This window comes from Leifsonia sp. NPDC102414 (genome assembly GCF_044765685.1).
GTDB lineage: Bacteria > Actinomycetota > Actinomycetes > Actinomycetales > Microbacteriaceae > Leifsonia.
Window position 1 is genome coordinate 1 of sequence record NZ_JBIWKN010000009.1, and the last position, 14,484, is coordinate 14,484.

The following is a 14,484-nucleotide window of genomic DNA, read 5'->3' on the forward strand; positions in this document are numbered from 1 at the left end:
CTGGCCCGTCCCTGGGCGGTCCCGGGGACGCCGGGGCTCGAGCACCGGATCGGCGGGATCGAGAAGCAGGACGGCAGCGGGAACATCTCCTACGATCCCGCCAACCACGAGTTCATGGTCCGCACCCGGCAGGCCAAGATCGACGGCATCCAGGTCCCCGACCTCGACGTCGACGACCCCACCGGCGAAGCGAACACGCTCGTTTTGGGCTGGGGTTCCACCTACGGGCCCATCACCGCCGCCGTACGCAGGCTCCGCGCCGCCGGCGAACACATCGCGCAGGCCCACCTGCGCCACCTCAACCCCTTCCCCCGCAATCTCGGCGACGTCCTTCGCTCCTACGACCGTGTCGTGATCCCGGAGATGAACCTCGGCCAGCTCGCCACCCTGATCCGGGCCACGTACCTGGTCGACGCCCACTCCCACACACAGGTCAACGGCATGCCGTTCAAGGCCGAACAGCTCGCCACCGCCCTCAAGGAGGCCATCGATGCCCGCTGAGGCCCTGACCCTCATCCCCAGGCCCGAAGTACCGCTGACCGCACGGGACTTCAAGTCCGATCAGGAGGTGCGCTGGTGCCCGGGCTGTGGTGACTACGCGATCCTGGCGGCGGTGCAGGGGTTCATGCCGGAGCTGGGGCTGGCGAAGGAGAACATCGTCTTCGTCTCCGGGATCGGCTGCTCCTCGCGGTTCCCGTACTACATGAACACCTACGGGATGCACTCGATCCACGGGCGTGCTCCCGCGATCGCCACCGGACTGGCCTCCTCGCGCCGGGACCTGTCCGTGTGGGTAGTCACCGGGGACGGCGACGCGCTGTCCATCGGCGGCAACCACCTCATCCACGCCCTGCGCCGCAACGTGAACCTGAAGATCCTGCTGTTCAACAACCGGATCTACGGCCTGACCAAGGGGCAGTACTCGCCGACCTCCGAGGTCGGGAAGATCACCAAGTCGACGCCGATGGGCTCGCTCGACGCGCCGTTCAACCCGGTGTCCCTGGCGATCGGCGCGGAGGCCTCGTTCGTGGCCCGTACGGTCGACTCCGACCGCAAGCACCTCACCGACGTCCTGCGCCAGGCCGCCGCCCACCCGGGCACCGCGCTGGTGGAGATCTACCAGAACTGCAACATCTTCAACGACGGCGCCTTCGAGGTCCTCAAGGACAAGCAACAGGCCGAGGAAGCCGTCATCCGCCTCGAACACGGCCGGCCCATCACCTTCGGCACCGACCAGTCCAAGGGCGTCGTCCGCGACCCCGTCACCGGAGACCTGGTCGTGGTCCCGGTGACGGACGAGACCCGGCACCGGATCCTGGTCCACGACGCCCACACCGCGTCCCCGACCACAGCGTTCGCCCTGTCCCGCCTCGCCGACCCCGACACCCTGCACCACACCCCCATCGGGGTCTTCCGCAGCGTCGAACGTCCCGTCTACGACACGCAGATGACCGACCAGCTGGACGCGGCCATCGAGCAGAACGGCAAGGGAGACCTCGCGGCACTGCTCGCCGGCGGCGACACCTGGACCGTCGTCGGCTGAACCCCGGCCCCCGCCGCGCGGCGGGCACCGAGAAACGGGACTGCATGGAGCACACCGCAACAGGCGCGCCACGACCGCACGCCGGCCCGGTGCACGGCCCGCCGGTTCGCGAGCCCGGGAACCCGGACCGGCGGAAGCGGAAGGGGGAGCGGAGCGGCCAAGGTCCGGGGGAGGCGGGCACGTGGCTCCGGGAGGCGGACCAGTCGCTCCGGGAGCCGTCCGCCCACCCCTCGACCCGCGTCGCCCACCCGGACCCGCGCACCGACCGTCCGCCCACGCCGGGGCCGTGCACCGCATTGGTCGCCGGCACTGCGGCCGAGGCCAACGCCCGCTACCGGCGGCAGATCGCGGCCGGCACGACGGAGCTGTCCGTGGTGTTCGACGTGCCGACCCGGACCGGGCACGACTCCGACGCGCCGGCGGCGAGCGCTGAGGTCGGCCGGGCGGGGGTGGCGATCGACTCGATCGACGACATGCGGGTGCTGTTCGCCGGGATCCCGCTCGACGAGGTCGTCACCTCGATGCGCTGCGGCGCCTGCGCCGCGCCGCTGCTCCTGCTGTACCAACTGGTCGCCGAGGAGCAGGGGGTGGCGGCCGGCCGGCTGTCCGGCACCGTCATCGTCCAGGACGGCGGGGCGGGGGAGTGCGTGCCGGACGGCGACCGCATCTTCCCGCCGGGCCCGTCCGCGCGGCTGGCCGCGGACCTCGTCCGGTACTGCCGTACCGAGCTTCCGCAGTGGGCCACCGACGCCCGCCAGGTGGTCCGGGAGACCGGCCCCGGCGCGTACGTCGTGCCCCTGACCGGCTCCGTCACCTTCGACGCGGAGAGGCCCGAGGGGCCGGCGCCCGCCGACCCCGCTGCCGCGGTGCGGCAGGGCGAACGCATCGCCAAACTCCGTGCCTGGCGCGAACAACGGGACGTGGACGCCGCACTCACCAGGCTGAAGAAGGCGGCGGCGGGCGACGGCGACGTCCTGCGCCCGATGAGGGAAGCCCTGCGCGCCCGCGCCACCGTCGGCGAGGTGTGCGGCGCGCTGCGCGAGGTGTGGGGCATCCGCCGCCCGGCTGATGCCCGTTCGACCTCCTCCGCCGGATGACCTCCGGCGTCCCCTGCCGTTCAGTTGCTGCGGGCGGTGATGTCGCCGTAGCCGGTGGTGGCGTGGATGGCCAGGCCTGCGGCGGAGCCCTCGGAGTTGTTCAGGGCGTTGTCGACGCGGCCGTATCCGGTGCCGGCGTCCAGGGTGGCGGAGACGCCGTGGGCGGTGCCGACGCTGATGTGGCCGGCCTCGGTGCGCAGGGTGACGGTGCCGTGCACGGCTTCGGTGATGGTCAGGTCGCCCTTCTGGGTGCTGATCTCGGCGGAGCCGCCGAGCCGGCGCACGGTGATGTCACCGGCGGCGAGGGTCAGGCGGGCGCTCGCGGTCTCGTCGAGGGTGATGGTGCCCTGGGCGGATTCGGCGGTGACGTCGCCGAGGCGTCCGGTGCCGCTGATCTCGGCGGCGGCGGTCCTCACCTCGACGCGGGAGCCGGCGGGGAGCTGGACGGTGACCTCGACGGCCCCGGAACCGGCGCCCAGGAGGCGGCTGTTGGCCTCCGGGGTCTCGATGCGCAGGACGCCGTCGGCGTAGGCGACGGTGATCTGCTCGGCCGCCTTCACGTCGGCGCCCCTGGAGGCGTCGGCGGGCACGACCTCGACGCCGGTGTCGGCGCCGTCCGCGGCGACCAGGCGGACCCGGCCGGCGGGGATGGCGAGAACGGCGGAGATCGGGGCGGGGGAGTCGAACTTCTGCATCGTGCTCTCCTTCTCCTGCATCGCGCGCCCCAGCGGCCCGCGGTTTCTGATGACAGAAAAGCTACGTTGCATTCACTGATCGAGCAACAGCGTCGTTGCGCAACAGGCGCATAACTGCAGTTGGGAGAACGGAAATTGTTGCAATGGTTCAACATCTAACGCAACACTCCGGACTTCTGTTGTTGCAATGAATTGGACGTGAACGCTATAGTCCCGACAACACGCGCCATGCACGACGAAGGAGACCGCGATGCCGGGAGGCAGGCTCACCCAGCAGGAACGCCAGCAGATCGCGCTGGGACTGGCCGACGGCCTCGCCTACGCCGAGATCGCCCGACGCCTGGACCGCCCGACCTCCACCATCACGCGCGAGGTGATGCGCAACGGCGGCCCCACCTCCTACCGCGCCGACCTCGCCCACCGGGCCACCGAACACCGCGCCCACCGCCGCAAGCAGGCCACCCCCCGGGACGCGAGGACACCCCAGCCGCAAGGCCGCCACGAACAGGCCGTACGCGAGTACGAAGAGGTGCTCACCACCGTCTTCATGGCCTCGGGCGCGCCCACGATGATGGCCCGCGTGATGGCCTGCCTCACCCTCACCGACTCCGGCAGCCTCACCGCCGCCGAACTCGTCCAGCGCCTCCAGGTCAGCCCGGCGTCCATCTCCAAGGCCATCGCGTTCCTGGAGAGCCAGGGCCTGGTCCGCAGGGAGCGCGACGAACGCCGCCGCGAGCGCTACGTCGTCGACGACGACGTCTGGTACCAGTCCATGATGGCCAGCGCCCGCTCCACCGCCCAGATCGTGGAGACCGCACGCCAGGGCGTCGGCGTCCTGGGCCACGGCACCCCGGCCGGCAACCGCCTGGAGAACATCGCCCGCTTCCTCGACTACGTCTCCGAGAGCCTCGCCCGCGCCGCGGAACAGGCCCGCGAGGTCCTCTACACCAAGCCCGAGACGACACCGGACGAAACCGACTGAGCCGCGATCCGGCCGCGGGACCCGCCCGCTCCGCCGGTCCCACCCGCGTCCGGCGGGAAGGCTTCCGCCGGAACGCCGGTGGAGCCCTGGCCCAGGACGTACCGGAATCCCTTGTCCCGTATGGAGATTGAGGTGAGGATCCCGGCTGTGACCGATGCCGACGCCGTCAGAGCCGGGTTCCCGAGGTCCGGCGGCTCCGCCCCGCCCACCGGCCCCGGGCCCCGCGCCGCCACCCTCGTCCCGGAGGCGGGCCCCCCGCCCAACCCCCTTGCGGGCAAGGGAACATGCACGCCTTCGGACGCGTCCGGCGCGGCGTCCGGCCGGCCCGGCCCGTCCGGGCGGAGCCCGGCACGGCCGGCCCGCCCCGCGCACCGCGACACGAACGTGCTGCGCTGGCTGACCGCCTACTTCGCGTCCATCGTCGGCGACAGCGTCTACTTCCTCGCGCTGGGCTGGGCGGCCGCGCAGTTCGCCGGGCCGGCACAGGTCGGCATGGTGCTGGCGGTGGGTGCCGTCCCCAGGGCGCTGCTGATGCTGCTGGGCGGTGTGGTGGCCGACCGGTTCGATCCGCGCAAGGTCGTCATCGGTTCCGACGCCCTGCGGGCCGCGGTGATCCTCGCGCTCGCCGCGGTGCTGTGGCTCAGCACACCCAGGATCTGGCTGCTGGTGGTGGTGGCGCTGGTCTTCGGGGTGGTGGACGCCCTGTTCATGCCGGCGGTGGGCGCGCTGCCCCCACGACTCACCGCCCCCGACGAGGTCGTCCGCCTGGTCGGCATGCGGCAGTTGGCGATCCGGATCGGCAAGGCGGTGGGCCCGCCCCTGGCCGGGTTCGCCCTCGCCCACCACGGCGAGGCCGCCTTCGCGACGGCCGGGGTGCTGTTCGCGTTCTCCCTCCTCCTCCTGGCCGGCGTGCGCATCGCGCCCCTGCCGGCGGAGCCGGGCGCGGCCGGACCCGGCACCCCCTGGCAGGACCTGGCCGACGGACTGCGCTACATCCGCCGCCACCGCCTGGTGGGACCGCTCGTGCTCGCCACCGCGCTGAGCGAGATCGGGTTCATGGCGCCGCTCCAGGTGGGAGTGTTCCTCCTGGCGGGGGAGCGGGGCTTCGGGGCTTCCTCGATCGGCTGGATCCTCGGCGCGTTCGCGGTCGGGGCCGGACTGGGAGCCGTGGGCCTGTCCCTCATGGGACGGATCCGGCGCGCCGGAACGGTCCAGGCCGGCACGCTCGTCGTCGCCTCCGCGGCGATCGGCGCCATCGGTCTGCTGCCGACGGTGGCCGGCGCGGCGACGGTCGCCGGCTTCGCGGGACTGGTGGGCGGCGTGTGCGGAGGCCTGTCCATCGCCCTGATCCAGCACAACACGGCCGCCGCCTACCAGGGCCGCGTGGCCGGCGTCCTGGCCCTGTCCCACGTCGGCCTCGCCCCGCTCGTCTTCCCCCTGTTCGGACTCGCGGCCGGCGCGGTCGGAGTGACCCCGATGTTCCTCATCGGCGCGGGCATCAGCGCGAGCGCCGCCGTCGTCGGCCTCCTCTCCGGCGACGTACGCCGGGCCCAGCTGACCGTGCGGCAGCCCCCGAAGCCAGGGCCCCGCACACCGGCGCCCGCCCCGCCGCCCGCCACCGACCCCCCAGCCGGCCGGCCCCGCTAGACGCGCGCGAGGGCCTGCTCGAACAGCACGGGGTCGTGGGCGTTGACGATGAGCAGATCGGGCTCCCCGCGCTCGTACAGCTCGGCGAGCCGCGCATGGTTGTCGCGCACCTGCTTGATGTCGTACGCGATGAAGGACTCCATGCCGCTGAGCGTGCGCGGGACGGGGGAGCGCCGGTCCAGGACGCCCAGATGGTAGAAGGCGTCCCCGGCGTGCAGCAGCCATCCGCTGTCCGACTCCACGGCGACGGCGGCGTGCCCCCGGCTGTGCCCGGGCAGGGCGATCAGTACGATCCCGGGCGCGATCGCGTCGAGTTCACGCGCCGCCGCGAAGCCGCGCCACCGCTCACCGTCGGGACGGTGCTCGACGAGCTTCACGCCGTGCTCCCACTGCGGCCGCCGGTAGCGGATCCGCTCCCGCCAGGTGGGGGAGTGGACGGAGCCCCTCGCCTCGTCGGCGGTGAGGTGGACCTGCGCGTCGGGGAAGTCGGACAGCCCCCCGATGTGGTCGGAGTCGAAATGCGTCAGCACGATGTGACGGACGTCCTCGCGGCGGAACCCGAGCCTCTCGACCTGCCGTACGGCCGTCTCCTCGACGTCGAACACGGGCCGCACGAAACGCCGGGAGGGCCCGACCCGGCGCCCGGGATCGGCGATGTCGTCGAGCCCGTACCCGGAGTCGACGAGGACCAGACCGCCGGCGGTCTCCAGGAGCAGCACATGACACACCAGGCGCGCGCCGGGCGGATGCATGGTGCCGCAGTTCAGGTGATGAACTTTCACAAACGCAGTCCTTGTCGTGTGGGGAGGCGGGCAGACCCGGCCCTTCCTCCCGTCGGAGCGTCCCGGCGCGGCGGCCCGGAGCCGAGCGGGCCATGATCGGAAGGCTAACCGCCTCCCGTACAGCCATAGTTGAGCGATGGACGAGGGAACCTGGACCGCGCGCGTGCGCCCTTCGGGCGGCAGGACACCGCCGGCCTGATCAACACCTCGCCTACCCGCCCGGCGTGGACGCACGCCGGGCACCGCGTCGGACGCCCGGATCCGGACGTCCTTCGTGCGGCGCTGCCGCCGCCACCGGCGCGGACCACCGGCGCCGCCGAACGGGCGCGCCCGAGGCCTCCGACCAGGCGTGCCCCTCACCGCCGAACGGGCCTGCCCGGGGCTCCCGTTGGGGGCGAGCGGGACTCGACCAGGCTTCGAGCGCGCTCCGGCAGGCTGTCCCGGTGCCTCAGGCGTGTGCCGGGCGCGGCCGGGGGAGGGGTGGCGCACCGCGGGGGTGCGGGGGTGTGCGGGGGCCCGTGTTCCGCCGTGCCGCGAGGCCCGCTCGAGAGCCGCCGGAGGCGCGCTCGAGGGCGGTCCCGGGAGTGGCGGAGAATCACCGTCGACGTAAGTAAACCGCCACTGCGGTTTGTTAACCTGCGCGGGTCTTGGTGCCATCCGATCCCGACGGGAGCCCCCCACCATGGCGACGTTGCTCTACAGACTGGGCCGATTCGCGTTCCGCAGGCGAGGCCTGACGGTACTGCTGTGGCTGCTGGTTCTCTTCGGTGCGGGATTCGCGGCCTCCTCGGCCCCCGCGCCTCCCGCCGACACCTTCTCCATGCCGGGCACCGAGTCGCAGAAGGCCTTCGACCTGCTGGAGGAGAAGTTCCCGGCCGCAGGCGCCGAAGGTGCAAGCGCCCGGGTCGTGGTCCGCGCCCCGAAGGGGGAGCGGATCACCGAGACCGCCAACAAGAAGTCGGTCGCCGACCTCGTCGGCGACCTCGGCGACAACCCGGGCGTCACCCGGGTCACCGACCCGTTCACCACCGGCGCGGTCAGCAAGGACGGCACCACCGCCTACGCGGTCGCCACCTACAAGGCGAGCGGCACCGAACTCACCGACGCCCAGCACGACGCGCTGGACAAGAGCCTGCGTACGGGCCGGAGCGCGGGCCTGACCGTGGAGGCCGGCGGCGACGCGGTGAAGGTCGACACCGCCATGAGCGGCGTCGGCGAGAAGATCGGCGTCCTGATCTCCGCCCTCGTCCTGCTGCTCACCTTCGGCTCCCTGATCGCCGCCGGCATGCCGCTGCTGACCGCCGTCGTCGGCGTCGGCATCGGCATCAGCGCCATCACCGCCCTGGGCAGCACACTCGGCCTGTCCGCGACCACCTCCAACCTGGCGATGATGCTGGGCCTGGCGGTCGGCATCGACTACGCGCTGTTCGTCGTCTCCCGCTACCGCTCGGAGAAACTGGAGGGCCACGATCGCGAGGAGGCCGCCGGACGGGCGGTCGGCACCGCGGGCTCCGCCGTCGTCTTCGCCGGCCTCACCGTCATCGTCGCGCTCGCCGGCCTGAGCGTGGTGAACATCCCGGTCCTGACCAAGATGGGCCTGGCCGCCGCCGGCACCGTCGCCGTGGCCGTCCTCATCGCCACCACCCTGGTCCCCGCCCTGCTCGCCTTCGCCCCGATCCGCGTCCTGCGCCGCCGCGACCGCGCCGCGTTCCGCAGCAAGCCCCTCTCACCCCGAAAGCAGCGCAAGGCGGCCAAGCTGGCGGCCAAGCAGGCCCGGCGCCACCCCAACCTCGGCTCACGCTGGGCCGGTTACGTCCTGCGCCACCCGGTCGCCGTCCTGCTGGTCGGCGTCGTCGGCCTGGGCGCGCTGGCCGTGCCCGCCGCGAACTTGCGCCTGGGTCTGCCCGGCGAGGGCACGATGGCCACCGACACCACCCAGCGCAAGGCCTACGACATGCTCTCGGCGTCCTTCGGCGACGGCTTCAACGGCCCGCTCACCGTGACCGTCGAAGCCCCGAAGGCCGCCGCCGTGGCCAAGCGGGTCGCCCAGCGCTTCGCCGCACAGGACGGCGTCGCCTCCGTCGCCCCGCCGACCGTCAACCCGGCGGGCGACACCGCCCTCTTCAACGTCATCCCCGCCAGCGGCCCGGGCAAGGCCGCGACCGAGGACCTGGTCCGCTCCCTGCGCGACAGCGCCGGCGGCCTGGAGAAGGGCACCGGCTCCGAGATCCTGATCACCGGTCAGACGGCCCTGATCATCGACTTCTCCCACACCCTGGACAAGGCGCTGCTGCCCTACCTCGCCCTCGTCGTGGGCCTGGCCTTCCTGCTCCTGATGGTGGTCTTCCGCTCGCTCCTGGTCCCGTTCAAGGCGGCCCTGGGGTTCCTGCTGTCGGTGGGCGCGGCGCTCGGCGCGGTCGTCGCGGTCTTCCAGCAGGGCCACCTCGCCGGCCTGTTCGGCATCGACCAGCCCGGTCCCATCGTGAGCACCATGCCCATCCTCATGATCGGCGTGGTCTTCGGACTCGCCATGGACTACGAGGTGTTCCTCGTCAGCCGCATGCGCGAGGCCTACACCCACGGCGCCACTCCCGCCGAGGCCGTCGTCACCGGCTTCCGCTTCGGCGGCCGCGTCGTCTCGGCCGCCGCCGTCATCATGATCAGCGTCTTCTCCGGCTTCATCGCCGAGGACAACGACCTCGTCAAGATGATGGGCTTCGCGCTGGCCTCCGCCGTGCTCTTCGACGCCTTCGTCGTCCGCATGGCCATCGTCCCGGCCCTGTTCGCCCTGCTGGGCGCCAAGGCCTGGTGGCTGCCGAAGTGGCTCGACAGGCTCCTGCCCAACCTGGACGTCGAGGGCGCGGAACTGCGCCACGGCCCCGCCGGCCCGCCCCGGTCGTCCCGCAGTCCCAAGCGCGAGCGCGAACTCATCCGCTGAGCCACGGCCCTCGGGCCCCGGACCGGCAGGAGCGCGCGACCGGACAACGCCACGACGCCACCGGCCACCGGCCGGTGGCGTCGTGGCCGCTGCCGGCACCACCGGCCGGTGGCCGTCCACGGATAGCGTTCACCCTCAATCATTGCAACAAGCTTCGGGCTGAGACGTTGCGTTATGCGCGAGACGATTGCAACAACTTTCGCGCATTTACCAGCAGTTATCGTCGGCTTGCGCAACAACAGTGTTGCCAGAACCATGAATGCAACGTAGCGTTTCTGTCATCGGAAAGCGCGGGCGCCGTAGGGGCGCGCGGTGCAGGACAAGGAGAGCACGATGCAGAAGTTCGACACGCCCGCCCCCGTCTCGGCCGTCATCGACATTCCTGCGGGCCGGATCGAGGTCATCGCCGCCGACCGGGGGGACGCCACGGTGGAGGTCCTGCCGGCGGACGCGGCCAAGAGCCGGGACGTGAAGGCGGCGGAGCAGGTCACGGTCGTCCACGCCGACGGCGTCCTGCGCATCGAGGCCGCACCGGCCAAGAACCGCATCCTCGGCACCGGTTCCGGATCGGTCGAGATCACCGTCCACCTCCCCGTCGGCTCCCGCGTCGAGGCCAAGACCGCCGCCGCCGACTTCCGCGGCGTGGGCCGCCTCGGCGACGTCACCTTCGAAGGCGCCCAGGGCACCCTCAAACTCGACGAGACCGCAGGCGCCCACCTGACCCTCATGGCAGGCGACATCACCGTGGGCCGCCTCGGCGGACCCGCCGACATCAGCACCCAAAAAGGCGACCTCACCGTCACCGAGGCCACCGGCGGCACCGTCACCCTGCGCACCGAATCCGGCGACATCACCATCGGCGCCACCCCCGGCGTCTCCGCCACCCTCGACGCCGGCACCACCCACGGCCGCATCAGCAACGCCCTGAAGAACACCGGCCACGCCCCCGCCCTCACCATCCGCGCCACCACCGCCCAGGGCGACATCACCGCCACCAGCAACTGACCCCCCACGCCCCCACGACACCATCACCACCCGCAGCCTCAAAGGAGTCCCCCTCATGACCAACCTGGCCATCGCGGCGCACGGGTTGCGCAAGTCCTACGGTGACAAGGTCGTACTCGACGGTGTCGACCTGACCGTTCCGGAAGGCACCGTCTTCTCCCTGCTGGGTCCCAACGGTGCCGGCAAGACGACGGCGGTGAAGATCCTCTCGACGCTCATCAGCCCCGACGCGGGTTCCGGGCAGATCCGGGTGGGCGGCCACGACCTGGCATCCGACGCGCAGGCCGCGCGCGGTGTCATCGGGGTGACGGGGCAGTTCTCGGCGGTGGACGGGCTGATCACGGGAGAGGAGAACATGCTCCTGATGGCCGACCTGCACCACCTGCCGAAGGCGCAGGGCCGGCGGGTGGCGGCCGAACTCCTGGAGCGGTTCGACCTGGTGGAGGCGGCGGGGAAGCCGGCGTCGACCTACTCGGGCGGTATGAAGCGCCGTCTGGACATCGCGATGACGCTGGTCGGCGGCCCGCGGATCATCTTCCTCGACGAGCCGACCACCGGTCTGGACCCGCGTTCGCGGCACAACATGTGGCAGATCATCCGGGAACTCGTCACCGGCGGGACCACGGTCTTCCTCACCACGCAGTACCTGGAGGAGGCCGACGAACTCGCCGACCGCATCGCCGTCCTGAACGACGGGAAGATCGCCGCCGAGGGCACGGCCGAGGAACTCAAGCGCCTCATCCCCGGCGGACACATCCGCCTGCGCTTCACCGACCCCACCGCCTACCAGAGAGCCGCCGACGCACTCGGCGAGTCCACCCGCGACGACGAAGCGCTGTCCCTGCAGTTCCCCAGCGACGGCAGCCAGCGCGAACTGCGCACCATCCTCGACCGCCTCGACACCGCCGGCATCGAAGCCGACGAACTCACCGTCCACACACCCGACCTGGACGACGTCTTCTTCGCCCTCACCGGCAACACCACCCTCCCCGCCCAGCCCGCCCCGTCCAAGGAGACCGTCCGATGAGCTCCCTCTCCCTCGCCGTGCGCGACTCCTCCACCATGCTGCGCCGCAACCTCCTGCACGCCCGCCGCTACCCCTCCCTCACCCTCAACCTGCTGCTCACCCCCGTGATGCTGCTCCTGCTGTTCGTCTACATCTTCGGCAACACCATGAGCGGCGGCGCCGGCCGCTCCGCCTACATCGCCTACATCGTCCCCGGCATCCTGCTCATGACGATCGGCTCCACCGTCGTCGGCACCGCCGTCTCGGTCGCCACCGACATGAACGAGGGCATCATCGCCCGCTTCCGCACCATGGCCATCCACCGCGGCTCGGTCCTGTTCGGGCACGTCGTCGGAAGCGTCCTGCAGGCCATCCTCAGCGTCGTCCTCGTCGGCGCCGTGGGCGTGGCCATGGGCTTCCGCTCCACCGACGCGAGCATCCTGGAATGGCTCGCCGCCCTCGGCCTCCTCGCCTTCTTCGCCCTCGCCTTCACCTGGATCGCCGTCGGCATGGGCCTCGGCAGCCCCAACGCCGAAGCGGCCAGCAACAACGCCATGCCGCTGATCCTGCTGCCGCTCATCTCCAGCGCCTTCGTCCCGCTGGACTCGATGCCGGGCTGGTTCCAGCCGATCGCCCACTACCAGCCCTTCACCCCGGCGATCGAGACCCTGCGCGGCCTCCTGCTGGGCACACAGATCGGCAACAACTGGTGGATCGCCCTGCTCTGGTGCGCGGCCCTGAGCGTGCTCGGCTGGCGCTGGTCGCAGGCCCAGTACAACGCGGACGCGAAATGACACCGTGACACCCGCGGGCACCGGCCCCGCACACCCGCCCCACCCCAGAACGGCGCACCCCGGCAACCCGCCGGAGTGCGCCGCCGCTGCATTCCGTCACGCATCTGGAACTGGCAGTGCTACTGAGTTGGCATGCTCTTAAGCGCCTGAAGGGTGCTGCTTGATCAGTGCTCGGGCGAGGGGCTTGGCAACCTCGTCTGATCCGGTGTCCAGGGCAGCCAGGGAGATTGACTCGTCCGGCTCGGTTTGCAGGGTGAACGAGCGCGTGTAGGCGCTGAGTTCGGCACGAGTGCGGGACTGGTGCGGGTTGAACCTGTCGAGCTGGGTGTGCCGGGGTGCGGACACCCCAGCCGCTACGACGATGCGTTCGTGCTGGATGAGGTTCAGCGCACCGATGAACCTCAGCAGGGCAGAGATCTGCCGAGGCAGAGCGTCCTGATCGAGGATGGAACCCATGCCGTCTCTGGGAAGTGTGGCCCGCAGGGAGACCTGACCGGTCTTGTGCAGGCATACTTCCACTGGTTCTCCAGGCCGAGGGTCATCCCAACGATGCGGTCGGGTCAGGGGGATGCTCACGGTTGCATGCGCCTGGGAACTGGAGAGCGTGAGAGATGCGTTGTCGTTGACGGCCCCGGTCTGTCGGATTCGGTCCGCCAGTGATGTGCTGAGTTCCTCCAGTTGGCGGGCCGAGTGGCCGGTGAAGCCCACTGGAAGGACATGCAGTTCCACGAGGGGAATGGGGGTGCCGCCTTCGACGCCGGCCTCGTCGAGGCTCCACTGCAACGAAACAGGTTGTGTGAGTGGCGCGAAAGATAGCGGAGATGGCATAGAGCCGAGCTCGTTCACCTTCTCCGCCAATTTGGTCATCAGCTCGGCAGTGGTCTTGAACGAGTCACGGAACACTCCGGTGGCGTAGGCCTCGACGTCCCGGGCGAAAGACTGCTGGGCGTCCTCGAACGTGACACCTTGCTTGCGATAGACCCAGCGTGGTTTGCCCGCGGTCTTTGCCGCCACCCACTCATCGTGTGTTGCCGACTGGCCTGTCTCCTGGAAGACGTGGCCGTAGGACGGTCCGAGCAGGAAGACGGAGACATCTGCAGAGTCGAGAGCCTTCAGGCATGCTTCGCGGCTAGGCGTGGGCTGCGCCGAGAAGTCTTCGAACAGCACCGGCGTATGCCCCAGCGCGCGGATGAATCCAGGTAGCGCGTCGCGCTCCTCTTCAAGTCCCTTGCGAACACTGCTGACGAAGATTCTCACGCTAGGGTGTCTCCACTACTGAGTGGCTCGCCGAAACGAACCAAACGACTGGTCTGATATGCGGGAGTTGCTTCATGGCTGAGGTCTCGGAAGAGGCGATACGCGCCTACTGGAAAGAGCATCGCGAGCAGCTCCGTCAGTGTGAGACTCAACGTTCAACACTGACCAACCTCCTGCTTGTCATCACCGCTGCTTTGAGTGCTCTCGTAGTTCAGCAGAAATTTTCGATGTATGTCATGCCTTTGTGTCTATTCGTCGCGCTGGCCGGAGGATATGGAGCGGTAGCCGTCTCCAAATACTTCGAGCGGGCTTCCTACCACCTTTCTCAGGCACGAGCCTTGACCAGGGAGTTGGTGAACCTGGGAGTGCTCAGTTCCGACGAGAGGCTGGTGCAGGCGAGAGCCGACCACTACCGCAGCTTTCCTCGCCTACACCGGATTCGCCTTCATCGGCTGTGGGTGATCCTGCACCTTGCCATCACTCTGTACGGACTGTGTCTGTTCAGCCTGTGTGTGGCTGTGTCCTGACGCGGGTCTCGGGGGCGTCGAGCCGCTGCGCTGACTGGCAGGGCCGGTGCGCACTCCTGGCTCCTAGTGCGTTCGGATTGGCATCGCTGGTCTTCAGCTGCGCTCCACGGGAGTGTGCTCAGCCGGGCCGCCGTGCTGACTGGCTCACGGCCCACCCTTGGCGGAGTCATTACCGGTTCTGGGCCTGGTACAACGCGGATCCCAATTGACT

Annotated in this window: 12 protein-coding genes and 1 pseudogene; 10 read left to right on the plus strand and 3 right to left on the minus strand. The window is 70.5% G+C overall.

Annotated elements, in window-relative coordinates; translation table 11 throughout:
* The 3 genes and pseudogenes from ACIRCZ_RS19800 to ACIRCZ_RS19810 form a co-directional block, all read left to right on the plus strand.
* Window positions 1–501, plus strand: a pseudogene (locus ACIRCZ_RS19800) (2-oxoglutarate ferredoxin oxidoreductase subunit alpha); the annotation flags it as partial.
* Window positions 491–1,543 carry a 2-oxoacid:ferredoxin oxidoreductase subunit beta gene (locus ACIRCZ_RS19805; protein ID WP_081222046.1) on the plus strand — a complete coding sequence of 351 codons (1,053 nt, stop codon included), beginning with the start codon at window positions 491–493 and terminating at the stop codon, window positions 1,541–1,543. The pseudogene ACIRCZ_RS19800 and the gene ACIRCZ_RS19805, both read left to right, overlap by 11 nt.
* Before the next feature lie 296 nt (window positions 1,544–1,839).
* Window positions 1,840–2,640, plus strand: a complete 801-nt coding sequence (locus ACIRCZ_RS19810; protein ID WP_402856512.1) for a methylmalonyl-CoA mutase family protein — start codon at window positions 1,840–1,842, stop codon at window positions 2,638–2,640.
* A 20-nt stretch (window positions 2,641–2,660) separates the two neighbouring features.
* Here ACIRCZ_RS19810 and ACIRCZ_RS19815 read toward each other — a convergent pair whose 3' ends face one another.
* On the minus strand, window positions 2,661–3,335 hold the full coding sequence (locus ACIRCZ_RS19815; RefSeq protein ID WP_401780923.1) for a DUF4097 family beta strand repeat-containing protein: 675 nt from the start codon (window positions 3,333–3,335) through the stop codon (window positions 2,661–2,663).
* 250 nt (window positions 3,336–3,585) lie between these two features.
* Between ACIRCZ_RS19815 and ACIRCZ_RS19820 the strand changes: the two genes are divergently transcribed.
* Both ACIRCZ_RS19820 and ACIRCZ_RS19825 read left to right on the plus strand, forming a co-directional pair.
* Entirely contained in the window at window positions 3,586–4,317 is a 732-nt protein-coding gene (locus ACIRCZ_RS19820) for a helix-turn-helix domain-containing protein (protein WP_081222043.1), read from the plus strand.
* 147 nt (window positions 4,318–4,464) lie between these two features.
* On the plus strand, window positions 4,465–5,964 hold the full coding sequence (locus ACIRCZ_RS19825) for an MFS transporter (RefSeq protein WP_402856515.1): 1,500 nt from the start codon (window positions 4,465–4,467) through the stop codon (window positions 5,962–5,964).
* Here ACIRCZ_RS19825 and ACIRCZ_RS19830 read toward each other — a convergent pair.
* Entirely contained in the window at window positions 5,961–6,746 is a 786-nt protein-coding gene (locus tag ACIRCZ_RS19830; RefSeq protein ID WP_402856518.1) for an MBL fold metallo-hydrolase, read from the minus strand. The two genes, ACIRCZ_RS19825 and ACIRCZ_RS19830, sit on opposite strands and share 4 nt — an antisense overlap.
* 682 nt (window positions 6,747–7,428) lie before the next feature.
* Here ACIRCZ_RS19830 and ACIRCZ_RS19835 point away from each other — a divergent pair.
* From ACIRCZ_RS19835 to ACIRCZ_RS19850, 4 genes are all read left to right on the plus strand, one after another.
* Window positions 7,429–9,684: an MMPL family transporter gene (locus ACIRCZ_RS19835; protein ID WP_402856521.1), complete on the plus strand. Its 2,256-nt coding sequence runs from the start codon at window positions 7,429–7,431 to the stop codon at window positions 9,682–9,684.
* A 333-nt stretch (window positions 9,685–10,017) separates the two neighbouring features.
* Complete coding sequence (locus ACIRCZ_RS19840; RefSeq protein WP_081222039.1) at window positions 10,018–10,689, plus strand: DUF4097 family beta strand repeat-containing protein; 672 nt, start codon at window positions 10,018–10,020, stop codon at window positions 10,687–10,689.
* A gap of 55 nt (window positions 10,690–10,744) precedes the next feature.
* Entirely contained in the window at window positions 10,745–11,716 is a 972-nt protein-coding gene (locus ACIRCZ_RS19845; protein WP_402856523.1) for an ATP-binding cassette domain-containing protein, read from the plus strand.
* Entirely contained in the window at window positions 11,713–12,489 is a 777-nt protein-coding gene (locus tag ACIRCZ_RS19850; RefSeq protein ID WP_402856525.1) for an ABC transporter permease, read from the plus strand. The genes ACIRCZ_RS19845 and ACIRCZ_RS19850 overlap by 4 nt, the downstream gene beginning before the upstream one ends.
* 138 nt (window positions 12,490–12,627) lie before the next feature.
* Here the strand turns inward: ACIRCZ_RS19850 and ACIRCZ_RS19855 are convergent, their stop codons facing one another.
* Window positions 12,628–13,746, minus strand: coding sequence for a DUF4062 domain-containing protein (locus ACIRCZ_RS19855; protein WP_402856528.1), 1,119 nt, complete (start codon window positions 13,744–13,746; stop codon window positions 12,628–12,630).
* A 74-nt stretch (window positions 13,747–13,820) separates the two neighbouring features.
* On the opposite strand from ACIRCZ_RS19855, the gene ACIRCZ_RS19860 reads away from it, so the two are divergent.
* Window positions 13,821–14,273, plus strand: coding sequence for a hypothetical protein (locus ACIRCZ_RS19860; RefSeq protein ID WP_393195881.1), 453 nt, complete (start codon window positions 13,821–13,823; stop codon window positions 14,271–14,273).
* Window positions 14,274–14,484 lie beyond the last annotated feature (211 nt).

Coding starts and splice junctions, on each gene's coding strand:
- ACIRCZ_RS19805 (WP_081222046.1), top strand. CDS start 491: ATGCCCGCTGAGGCCCTGACCCTCATCCCCAGGCCCGAAGTACCGCTG.
- ACIRCZ_RS19815 (WP_401780923.1), bottom strand. CDS start 3,335: ATGCAGAAGTTCGACTCCCCCGCCCCGATCTCCGCCGTTCTCGCCATC.
- ACIRCZ_RS19820 (WP_081222043.1), top strand. CDS start 3,586: ATGCCGGGAGGCAGGCTCACCCAGCAGGAACGCCAGCAGATCGCGCTG.
- ACIRCZ_RS19835 (WP_402856521.1), top strand. CDS start 7,429: ATGGCGACGTTGCTCTACAGACTGGGCCGATTCGCGTTCCGCAGGCGA.
- ACIRCZ_RS19840 (WP_081222039.1), top strand. CDS start 10,018: ATGCAGAAGTTCGACACGCCCGCCCCCGTCTCGGCCGTCATCGACATT.
- ACIRCZ_RS19845 (WP_402856523.1), top strand. CDS start 10,745: ATGACCAACCTGGCCATCGCGGCGCACGGGTTGCGCAAGTCCTACGGT.
- ACIRCZ_RS19850 (WP_402856525.1), top strand. CDS start 11,713: ATGAGCTCCCTCTCCCTCGCCGTGCGCGACTCCTCCACCATGCTGCGC.
- ACIRCZ_RS19860 (WP_393195881.1), top strand. CDS start 13,821: ATGGCTGAGGTCTCGGAAGAGGCGATACGCGCCTACTGGAAAGAGCAT.